The 9,664-nt window shown below is 60.7% G+C and carries 11 protein-coding genes; 1 reads left to right on the top strand and 10 read right to left on the bottom strand.

The window, feature by feature from the left end; all coding sequences use genetic code 11:
* Window positions 1-399 precede the first annotated feature (399 nt).
* From hisIE to GTO91_RS15230, 10 genes are all read right to left on the bottom strand, one after another.
* Window positions 400-1,086, bottom strand: a complete 687-nt coding sequence (hisIE, locus tag GTO91_RS15275; protein WP_161259599.1) for a bifunctional phosphoribosyl-AMP cyclohydrolase/phosphoribosyl-ATP diphosphatase HisIE — start codon at window positions 1,084-1,086, stop codon at window positions 400-402.
* Entirely contained in the window at window positions 1,074-1,859 is a 786-nt protein-coding gene (hisF, locus tag GTO91_RS15270) for an imidazole glycerol phosphate synthase subunit HisF (protein ID WP_161259598.1), read from the bottom strand. Before hisF ends, hisIE begins: the two co-directional genes overlap by 13 nt.
* Window positions 1,853-2,590, bottom strand: coding sequence for a 1-(5-phosphoribosyl)-5-[(5-phosphoribosylamino)methylideneamino]imidazole-4-carboxamide isomerase (gene hisA / locus GTO91_RS15265; protein WP_161259597.1), 738 nt, complete (start codon window positions 2,588-2,590; stop codon window positions 1,853-1,855). Before hisA ends, hisF begins: the two co-directional genes overlap by 7 nt.
* Window positions 2,584-3,198 carry an imidazole glycerol phosphate synthase subunit HisH gene (gene hisH / locus GTO91_RS15260; RefSeq protein WP_161259596.1) on the bottom strand — a complete coding sequence of 205 codons (615 nt, stop codon included), beginning with the start codon at window positions 3,196-3,198 and terminating at the stop codon, window positions 2,584-2,586. The genes hisA and hisH overlap by 7 nt, the downstream gene beginning before the upstream one ends.
* Before the next feature lie 53 nt (window positions 3,199-3,251).
* Window positions 3,252-3,839 (bottom strand): imidazoleglycerol-phosphate dehydratase HisB, encoded by a 588-nt coding sequence (hisB, locus tag GTO91_RS15255; protein WP_161259601.1) that lies wholly within the window; start codon window positions 3,837-3,839, stop codon window positions 3,252-3,254.
* Window positions 3,840-3,849: 10 nt separating this feature from the next.
* Complete coding sequence (gene hisC, locus GTO91_RS15250) at window positions 3,850-5,127, bottom strand: histidinol-phosphate transaminase (protein ID WP_161259595.1); 1,278 nt, start codon at window positions 5,125-5,127, stop codon at window positions 3,850-3,852.
* 157 nt (window positions 5,128-5,284) lie between these two features.
* Window positions 5,285-6,574, bottom strand: coding sequence for a histidinol dehydrogenase (hisD, locus tag GTO91_RS15245; RefSeq protein ID WP_161259594.1), 1,290 nt, complete (start codon window positions 6,572-6,574; stop codon window positions 5,285-5,287).
* A gap of 1 nt (window position 6,575) precedes the next feature.
* Window positions 6,576-7,235, bottom strand: a complete 660-nt coding sequence (gene hisG / locus GTO91_RS15240) for an ATP phosphoribosyltransferase (protein WP_161259593.1) — start codon at window positions 7,233-7,235, stop codon at window positions 6,576-6,578.
* A gap of 14 nt (window positions 7,236-7,249) precedes the next feature.
* Window positions 7,250-8,743, bottom strand: a complete 1,494-nt coding sequence (hisZ, locus tag GTO91_RS15235) for an ATP phosphoribosyltransferase regulatory subunit (RefSeq protein ID WP_235919633.1) — start codon at window positions 8,741-8,743, stop codon at window positions 7,250-7,252.
* A 90-nt stretch (window positions 8,744-8,833) separates the two neighbouring features.
* Complete coding sequence (locus tag GTO91_RS15230) at window positions 8,834-9,154, bottom strand: YerC/YecD family TrpR-related protein (RefSeq protein WP_161259592.1); 321 nt, start codon at window positions 9,152-9,154, stop codon at window positions 8,834-8,836.
* 217 nt (window positions 9,155-9,371) lie between these two features.
* Here GTO91_RS15230 and tatA point away from each other — a divergent pair, with 217 nt between their 5' ends.
* Window positions 9,372-9,587, top strand: coding sequence for a twin-arginine translocase TatA/TatE family subunit (gene tatA / locus GTO91_RS15225; RefSeq protein WP_161259591.1), 216 nt, complete (start codon window positions 9,372-9,374; stop codon window positions 9,585-9,587).
* Window positions 9,588-9,664 lie beyond the last annotated feature (77 nt).

The following is a 9,664-nucleotide window of genomic DNA, read 5'->3' as shown; positions in this document are numbered from 1 at the left end:
ATACAAACCTTCAATTTTTAATTCTTTGAGCTTCATTCGAAAACCTCCTTTTTTCATTTACTGTTCCTAAGCGCTTACGGCATCTCTAACCTGACATTAACTGACCGAATAACTGTTAAATGAATTAACGGTAGAGATTTAAATCAAATTCTGCTTCTCCATAAAATTCCTTCATTAAAACATTTCTAGTGATTCAATTAACATTTTACATTTCGACGGGTAAAATTTCAATACTAATATTTTAATTCATAGGAATTATTTCAATGTCCCTCCTTTTCTGTTCTTAAACACAAATCTTGATTAATGAGATGTTATTATTTTCTCAATCTAATAATTAATTTAAAAATAAAAAGCAAGACTAGCAATGTATACTAGTCCTACTTTTATGAATCAAACTAATTATCTCCGGCGCTGTAATTCCTTAGCGATTTCGTCCAACTCAATCCCATGGTTCCGCAGTAGAACCAGCAGGTGATAGATTAAGTCAGACGCCTCATAGACAATCTCGCCCCGTGCATTATTCTTCGAAGCGATGATCACCTCGGCTGCCTCTTCCCCAACCTTCTTTAGGATCTTGTCCTGTCCCTTGGTAAAGAGGTAGGTCGTATAGGATCCTTCCGGCAATTCCTTTTTGCGGGTGGCGATGACGGCGGCTAACTCTTCCAGGGTGGCACCGATTCCGCAGCCGCCCGTAGCCACTTTCTCGACCACGCTTTCAACTTTATCAACACCTGATTTCCCCGCCGCTTCCCCAATCCCCCGGAAGCAGGAGAAAGACCCCTCATGGCAGGCCGCCCCAGCCTGTTCCACTTGAAAGAGCAGGCAGTCGCGGTCACAGTCGTACTCGACGGCGGTCACCTGCTGGAAGTGACCCGAGGTGGCCCCTTTATGCCACAGTTCCTTGCGGCTGCGGCTGTAGAAGTGGGTCTGTCCCGTCTCCAGAGTCTTTTCGATCGATTCCCGGTTCATGTAGGCCACCATCAGGACGCGGCCCGAAGCGGCGTCCTGGATAACGGCCGGGATCAGGCCGTGGGCGTCAAACTTCAGTTCATCGATAAAGGAAGGGGCAACGTTTAGTCCCGCCATTGCCGCACATGCACTCCCCTCTCCCGCAAGTAATCCTTCGTCTCGCGGATGGTGTATTCCTTGTAGTGGAAGATCGAGGCGGCCAGGGCGGCGTCGGCCTTGCCCGCTGTCAGCCCCTCCACGATATGGTCCAGGTTCCCGACCCCACCGGAGGCGATGACCGGGATGGTGACGGCTTCGCTGACGGCTGAGGTCAAAGGGATGTCATAGCCGTCCTTGGTGCCGTCCTTGTCCATGCTGGTCAGCAGGATCTCGCCGGCGCCCAGTTCCTCAACGCGGCGCGCCCATTCGAGCACATCAATGCCGGTCGGTTTGCGGCCGCCATGGGTGTAGACCTCCCAGCCCTCCACCGGGTTTCCTTCGGCGTCACGGCGGCGGCGGGCGTCGATGGCGACGACGATGCACTGGGAACCGAACTTCCAAGCGCCATCGCCGATCAGCTTTGGCGTCTGGACAGCGGAGGTGTTCAAGGAAATCTTGTCGGCGCCCGCCTTGAGCATCTCCCGGATGTCCTCGACGGAGCGGAGGCCGCCGCCGACGGTGAAGGGGATGAAGACCTTCTCGGCGGTGCGGCGGACCACGTCGAGCATGATCGCCCGGCCGTCTGAAGAAGCGGTAATGTCGAGGAAGACCACCTCGTCGGCGCCTTCCTTGTCATAGGCGGCGGCCAGTTCGACCGGGTCGCCGGCGTCGCGCAGGTTGACAAAGTTGGTCCCTTTGACGACGCGGCCGCCATGGACATCGAGGCAGGGGATGATCCGTTTGGCTAGCATGACCTTCCCTCCCTGGCGACGGCGATGGCTTCCGCCACATCGATGGAGCCGGTGTAAATCGATTTGCCCAGGATAGCGCCTTCAATACCGTCACTTTCCAAGGCAGCGGCCGCCTTCACATCATCGATGGTGGCGAAGCCGCCCGAGGCGATGACCTTCAGCCCGGTCGCACGCGCCAATTCGGCTGTCGCCGCCAGGTTCGGGCCGGCCAGGGTGCCGTCTTTGGAGATGTCCGTATAGACGACGCGGCGCACGCCCCGCCCTTTCATCTCCAGGGCCAGTTCCAGCGCCGTCACCTGGGACGTGCCGGCCCAGCCGTCGGTGGCCACCTTGCCGTCGCGGGCGTCGAGGCCGAGGACGATGCGCTGGCCGTACTCCATGCAGGCGGCAGAGAGCAGTTCGGGGTTTTTGATCGCCGCCGTCCCCAGGATCACCCGGGCGACGCCCATGCGCAGGTAGCGATCGATGATGTTCAAGTCGCGGATGCCGCCGCCGAGTTGGACAGCGACGGTCACGGCCTCCAGGATGGCCTGGATGACAGGGAGGTTTTTTGGCTCCCCTTCAAAAGCGCCGTCCAGGTCGACGAGGTGGATCATCTGGGCGCCCTTGGCCTGCCAGGCGAGGGCTTGGCTGACGGGGTCGTCGTTGTAGACGGTGGCGTCTTCCATCCGCCCCTGGTAGAGGCGGACACAACGGCCGCCTTTTAAGTCGATGGCCGGAAAAATCAGCATGAGCCTTCCACCTGCTTTCCGAAGTTCTGAAGGATGCGCAGTCCCAGGTCGCTCGATTTTTCCGGGTGGAACTGGGCGCCGGAGACGCTGCCCCGGCCGGCGACGGCGCAGAAGTCGAAGCCGTAGTCGGCGGTGGCGATCACCAGGTCCGGCTCGGCCGGGTCAACGTAGTAGGAGTGGACGAAGTAGTACTCCGCCCCCGAGGGGATCCCCGCGAGGATGGCGCTTTCGCGGCGCACGGTCAGTTCGTTCCAGCCCATGTGGGGAACTTTGAGGCCCGGCGGCAGGCGGCGCACCATGCCGGGGAAGATGCCGAGGCCCTCAAAATGGCCGCCCTCTTCGCTGGCGTCGAACATCAATTGAAAGCCGAGGCAGATGCCCAAGAAGGGCTTGCCGGCGGCGACGGTTTCCATGATGGGCGGGATCATGCCCGATTGGCGCAGGTTCTCCATGGCGTCGGCAAAAGCGCCGACACCGGGCAGGATGACGCCGGGGGCGCTGCGCACCGCCTCGGGATCGTTGGTGACGAAACCGGCGTAGCCGGCCTTCTCCAGCCCCTTTTGGACGCTTCGCAGGTTTCCCATGCCGTAGTCGATGATGGCGATCATGCCCTTCGCCCCCCCTTTTTGGTCGCTATGTTTGGCAAAGCTAAAACGCTAGATTATAAAACACCCTTCGTCGACAGCACACGGCCCGCGTTGTCCGGGTCGATGGCGATGGCCTGGCGCAAAGCGCGGCCAAAGGCCTTAAAGATGGCTTCGATGATGTGGTGGCCGTTCCCGCCTTCGAGCAGGTGGATGTGCAGGTTCATCCCTGCCGTATTGGAGAGCGCCCGGAAAAACTCTTCCACCATCTCCGTCTCTAGTTGGCCGACCCGCTCCACGGGAATCTTGGCCTTGTAGACGAGAAAAGGACGGCCGCTCAAGTCCAGGCAGACGCGGACCAGCGTCTCGTCCATGGGCACATAGGCGTGGCCGTAGCGGCAGATGCCTTTTTTGTCGCCCAAAGCCTGCGCCAATGCGTTACCTAGGCAGATCCCCAGATCCTCTACCGTGTGGTGGGTGTCCACTTCCAGGTCGCCCTGGCAGCCGATGGCCAGATCAATCTGGCCGTGACGGGCCAGCAGGGTGAACATATGATCGAGAAAGCCGATGCCGGTCGTCCCGTCGAAGACCCCTTTTCCATCAAGAAAAAGGTCGATGGAGATCCGCGTCTCGGCTGTGTTGCGGACATACGATGCGCCTCTCATCGCCGTCATCTTAAACCCTCCATCCCCGAACCAGAGTTGCGGACCCTAAGGACGCAGCAGACCCCGCTGACTCCGGTGATACTGCGGAAGCCGCCAATGCCGGCGATGCTACGGAAGCAGCTAACCCTTCCGACGCAGATACTGACTCAGCTACCGATGCAGCTACCGCCCCAACTGCCGACCCCTCCGCCGCCTCACTCATCTCCTCCAGCGCCGCGATCAAGCGCAGGTTCTCCTCCGGTTGTCCCACGGTGATGCGCAAGGTGCCGTCAAGGCTCGGCCCGCCGCCGAGCTTGCGGATCAGCACGCCCCGGTCCATCAATCCCTGATGGATCGACGCCGCCAGGGCGGCACGGGCTTCCGGCGATTCGCCGCGCAGGCGCAGGAAGACGTAGTTGGCGTCGGTGAGAAAGACGTCCCAGTCGAAGCGCTTCAGTTGCGGGATCAAGGTCTCCCGCTCGGCCAGGATGGTTTCCACCTGATTCTCGAAGGCCGCCCTTTCTTCCAAGGCGATAGCGGCGGATCGCTGGGAGAAGGCGTTCACGTTGAAGGGCTGGCGGACCTTGTGGATCTCGTTGATGATCGCCCGGGAGGCCATCGTGTAACCGACACGCAGGCCGGCCAGGGCGAAAGCCTTCGAAAAGGTGCGCATGACGATCAGGTTCGGGAACTCGCCGATCCGCCCCGCCATCGATTTTCCGTAAAACTCGTAATAGGCCTCGTCGACGATGACGATCTTGTCGGTGCCGCGCAGAACCGCTTCGATGTCCGCTTCGGCGAAGCTGTTGCCTGTCGGGTTGTTGGGGTTGCAGATGATGATTACCCGCGACTCCTCCCGGTTGGCGGCGGCGATCAGCCCTTCCACATCGAGGCGGAAGGTTCCGGCCTCTTCCATCAGGGGTACGTCAATCACCTGACCGCCCATGTAGCGGGTGGCCATGGCGTACATGACAAAGGTGGGGTTGGAGATGACCGTCGCTAGGCCGGGGCCGCCGAAGGTCAGCAGGATCAGTTGGATCGCCTCGTCAGAGCCGTTGCTGACAAGGATCTCGGCGGGGTCGCGCCCCGTGTAGGCGCTCAAGGCCTGGCGCAGGTCTTTCGCCTCCCCGTCGGGGTAACGGGAAAAGGGGTAGGCGGCCAGGTCTGTTTGCAGCTTTTCTACATAAGAGGCCGGCCAGGGGAAGGGGTTTTCGTTGGCGTCCACCTTGACCCCTTCCGGATAGACCTTGGCCTGGTAGGGCACGATGTCGCGGATGTCTTGCCGCACCCAGCGCAACGGATCGTTCATTTGGCGGACGTCCTTTCTACATTACTTTTAAGCGGCTCTACATTGAACGACGTGCTTTTTCAGCCGCGAATCCTTTTCAGCCTGTTACCCTTCAACGCCTGATTTCGGTGAGCGTTCGGCCAAATCAGACGTTAGCGGGATTGATATTCTTGATTTTCTAGCCTTCTTTATTTTCCAGCCGCACCGCCACCGCGTTCGCGTGGGCGTCCAGCCCCTCCGCCTTCGCCAGGGCGATGATATCCCGTGCGTCCCGGTCGAAGCGCGCCTTCGAGTAGGCGATGACGCTCGTCTTTTTCTGGAAGGTGTCCACGTTCAAGGGCGAGTAGAAACGGGCGGTGCCGCCCGTGGGCAGGACGTGGTTGGGGCCGGCGAAGTAGTCGCCCACCGGCTCAGGCGAGTAGGGGCCGAGGAAGATGGCGCCGGCCTGGGTCAGCTTGCCCAGGAGGGCGAAGGGCGTCTCCGTCAGCACCTCCAGATGCTCCGGCGCGAATCGGTTCGACACCTCGCAAGCCTCTTCCAGGTCCTGGACGATGAAGATGGCGCCGTTATCGCGAAGGGCCTGCTCCATGATCTCCCGGCGCGGCAGGACCGCCAGTTGGCGCTCGATCTCCGCCTCGACGGCCTCGGCCAGGGCGGCTGACGGGGTGACCAGGACGGTGGCCGCCCGCACGTCGTGCTCGGCCTGGGAGAGGAAGTCGGCGGCCACATAGGCCGGCGTTGCGCTCTCGTCGGCGATGACGAGGACCTCCGAGGGACCGGCGAGCATATCGATGTCCACAGTGCCGTAGACCTGTTTTTTCGCCAGGGTGACATAGATGTTGCCGGGTCCGGTGATCTTGTCCACCGCCTTCAACCCGACGCCGAAGGCCATGGCAGCCACTGCCTGAGCGCCGCCCATGCGGTAAACCTCGTCGACGCCGGCCTCCTTGGCTGCCACCAGCGAGTAAGGGTTGATCGACCCGTCCTTGCCGGGCGGCGTGGCCATGACCACCTGGGGCACACCGGCCACCTTGGCCGGGACAGCGTTCATCAGCACCGACGAGGGGTAGGAGGCGAGCCCGCCGGGGACGTAGACGCCGACCCGCTCCAGGGGTCGGATCAACTGGCCGAGCATGGTCCCGTCGGCTTCCGGCTCGATCCAGGAGGGCCGGAGTTGTTTTTCGTGGAAGCGACGGATGTTCTCGCAGGCGCGGCGCAGGGCTGCCAGCACGTCCGGATCGACCTGGCTGTAGGCGGCCTCAATCTCGGCCTCGCTGACGCGGAAGTTCGATTCGTTCACATCGGCGCCGTCGAAGCGCTTCGTGTACTCGAAGAGGGCCGCTGTGCCCCGGCTACGGACGTTAGCTACGACCTCGGCCACCCGTTCCGCCACCTGGACATCGTCGAAACTCTTTTTCTGTAGGTAGGCGTCGGCCTCGGCCGACGGATAGCTGATGCGGCGCACCATCCTAATATGTCACCTCTTTGTCTTTCACGAGGCTGCGCACCCGCTCGACGAGGGGCTGGATGCGCTTATGTTTCAAACGGTAGGCCACCCGGTTGGCAACCAGGCGGGCCGTGGCCGTAAAGATCTCTTCCACCGCCGTCAGGTTGTTTTCCTTTAGCGTGCGCCCCGTCGAGACGATGTCGACGATCATGTCAGCGAGGCCGACAGCGGGCGCCAACTCGATGTTGCCGTGGAGCTTGATGATCTCCACCTGCATCCCTTTTTCGGCGAAAAAGGTTTCGGCGACTTTGGGAAACTTGGTGGCGACGCGGCGGTAGTTGAACTGGGTCAGGTCGCGCCCCTTGGCGGCTAAGTCGGGCAGGGCCACGACGAAGCGGCAGAAGCCGAAGCGGAGGTCGACCAGTTCCATGATGTCTTTATCCTGTTCGACGATGGTGTCCTTGCCGACGATGCCGAAGTCGGCGGCGCCATACTCGACAAAGGTGGGGATGTCGGTGGGGCGGCAGATGATGTACTTGACCCGGTCCTTTTCATGATGGATGACCAGCTTGCGGCTGTTTTCGGACAGCCCTTTCGTGTTCAGGCCGGCCTCCTGGAGCAGTTCAATGGCGTCGTCGAAGAGTTTCCCTTTCGGCAGCGCCACCGTGAGCATATCTTTCATCGTCCCAATCCCCCCTATTGTTCCTGTTTGGTCGGACACTGCGGCCCATCCCCGGAAGGTTCCACAGTTCCCGCAACGGGCTTCGGAGCGGTTCCCGCATGGGGCTTTAGAGCGGCCCCCGTATCAGGCGCCTGCACGCCTTCCGTAGCTGGAACCGGCGCGCCTTCTGCATCAGACCCCGGCGCGCCTTCCGCAACCGGACCCCGCGCGGCGTCCGTCGCGTCCACCACCGGCGCCTCCGCCGGCGGGCGCATCAGGTTGCCGATTTCGGACAGGATCGGCCCGTTCTCCAGGTCTACACTCTCCCCTTCTGAATCGCCGCACTGCCCCGCAGGGTAGTAAAACCACTGGGCGATCCCCCGGGCGGCAGCGTACTGTTCCAGTTCCGCCTCGCTCCGGTTCATCAGGTCGATCTCAACGCTGAGGCCGTTCTTGCGCATCCGCGCGGCCTCGGCCATGATCTTGCAGGGGTTGCCGCCGCCGATAACGACGTCAGACGCTGGCGCCGGTTTCGGTTCGCGGGAGCGAGACAGGGCCAACAGCACCCGGTCGAGCCCGAGGGCAAAACCGGTTGCGGGGGTGTCAAAGCCGAACTGGCCAAGCAGGCTGTCATAGCGACCGCCGCCGCAGATGGGAAAGCCGAGACCGACCGTGTAGCCTTCGAAGACAACACCGGTGTAGTAATCAAAGCCACGCAGGACGCCCAGGTCGATGGCCACATAGTCCTCGACGCCGAAGGTCCGCAAGCCTTCGTAGACGGCCCGCAGGTTCTCCAGGCCGCGGCGGGCGCGCTCGTTGACGGCCAGCGGCAGCGCCTGGATGAGCACCTCCCGGCCGCCGTGCAAGGTCGGGAGCTTCAGCAGCAGGTCGGACTGTGCCTTGTCAAGGCCGGAAGTGGCCAGCAACTCTTCGAGACTGACAAAATCCTTCTTCGCCACCAGCGCCCGCACACGGGCTTTCGTGGGGGCGTCGAGGGGAAGTTCTTCCATGACGCCGTTGAAGACCTCGATCTGTCCGAGGGAGATCTGAAAATCCTCCAGCCCAGAGGCGCGCAAGGCCTCGACGGCCATGGCGATCACCTCGGCGTCGGCCAGAGGGCCCGGCGCGCCGACCAGTTCGACGCCGGCCTGGGAAATCTCCCGCTGCCGTCCCGCCTGGGGCTCTTCGTAACGAAAGACGTTGGCGGCGTAAAAGAGGCGCTGCGGAAAGGGACACTGCCGCAACCGCGTCGCCACGAGCCGGGCGATGGGCGTCGTCATCTCGGGACGCAAGGCCAGGATGCGGCCCTGGCGGTCAAAAAACTGGAAGAGCCGGTCCCGGATCTCTTCGCCAGTGTCGAGGGCCAGCGTGTCCAGGTATTCCACCGTCGGTGTGGCAACTTCCTGGTAGCCCCAGGAGGAGAATAGTTTCACCCATTCGTTTTCCAATAAGCGTTTTTCCCGGGCGTTGCCGGGCAGCAGGTCGCGCATCCCCGGCGGGATCTGCAGGAGGTTTCCCTCTTTGGCCATCGTCTCGCCATCCCCTTTTCTCCGTTGCTCTATCACTTAATTGCTTTATCGCTTTAACTAAATGAAGTGAAAAGTGACGTTATTAGCGTATCACGGGGTCTGGGGGGTGTCAACGCTTTTTTTCTCGCGCAACCGCTGGAGGATCAGGCGGTATCCGTCGGCGCCGTAGATGAGGCAGCGCTTGACCCGGGAGATGGTGGCCGGGCTGGCGCCAGTCTTTTCGGCGATATGGGTATAGGTCGCATCCTGTTCCAGCATCTTCGCTACATCCAGCCGCTGGGCCAGCGCCTTCAGTTCGGCGACGGTGCAGATGTCTTCGAAAAACCGGTAGCACTCATCCACATCCCCCAGCAGGAGGATGGCCTCAAAGAGCCTGTCCAAAGCCGGATCCTTCAGTTTCGATGTCGTCAAAGCAGTACACCCCTGCTCTCTTTGGTTCTGTTTATGTGGACTAATTCTTGTTTTCGGCGCGCTTTTCCTTTTTTATGCTGAACCGGTTCCGCATTTTTCGACACCACTGTGACAGGAAACTTGAGACGGCCTCAACCTTCTGGTATACTGGAAGAAATCATCTGAAAAAAGCATCGACAGGGCTGGAACAGAAGCCTGACGGCAGGAGGCATTTGGCGTGTACACCTTCGGATTGTTCACTAGCATATGGCAATGGCTGGTCGTTTTGGGCATCGTGCTGCTCCTCTTCGGCGCAAAGCGGCTTCCCGAGATCGGCAAGGGCCTCGGTCAGAGCATTCGCGAATTCAAAGAGGAAGTCACCCCGGAGAAGACGCCTGGCGACAAAGCCAAGCCGGTCGACGCCCGGGTCGTCGATAGCGAGAAGCGTGAGTAACGTCAAGAGACAACCGGGATCATCCGGTTTGATAGCGATGATAGTGTCAAAAGCCAAGATAAACCAAGCAAGATAGA

It is taken from the genome of Heliomicrobium undosum, assembly GCF_009877425.1.
Lineage (GTDB): Bacteria > Bacillota > Desulfitobacteriia > Heliobacteriales > Heliobacteriaceae > Heliomicrobium > Heliomicrobium undosum.
The sequence above is the reverse complement of the archived record's forward strand: the minus strand, read 5'-3'. Positions and strand labels throughout refer to the sequence as shown.

Coding starts and splice junctions, on each gene's coding strand:
- hisZ (WP_235919633.1), bottom strand. CDS start 8,743: ATGGCCAAAGAGGGAAACCTCCTGCAGATCCCGCCGGGGATGCGCGAC.
- hisA (WP_161259597.1), bottom strand. CDS start 2,590: ATGCTGATTTTTCCGGCCATCGACTTAAAAGGCGGCCGTTGTGTCCGC.
- hisF (WP_161259598.1), bottom strand. CDS start 1,859: ATGCTAGCCAAACGGATCATCCCCTGCCTCGATGTCCATGGCGGCCGC.
- hisC (WP_161259595.1), bottom strand. CDS start 5,127: ATGAACGATCCGTTGCGCTGGGTGCGGCAAGACATCCGCGACATCGTG.
- hisG (WP_161259593.1), bottom strand. CDS start 7,235: ATGAAAGATATGCTCACGGTGGCGCTGCCGAAAGGGAAACTCTTCGAC.
- hisH (WP_161259596.1), bottom strand. CDS start 3,198: ATGATCGCCATCATCGACTACGGCATGGGAAACCTGCGAAGCGTCCAA.
- hisIE (WP_161259599.1), bottom strand. CDS start 1,086: ATGGCGGGACTAAACGTTGCCCCTTCCTTTATCGATGAACTGAAGTTT.
- hisD (WP_161259594.1), bottom strand. CDS start 6,574: ATGGTGCGCCGCATCAGCTATCCGTCGGCCGAGGCCGACGCCTACCTA.
- hisB (WP_161259601.1), bottom strand. CDS start 3,839: ATGAGAGGCGCATCGTATGTCCGCAACACAGCCGAGACGCGGATCTCC.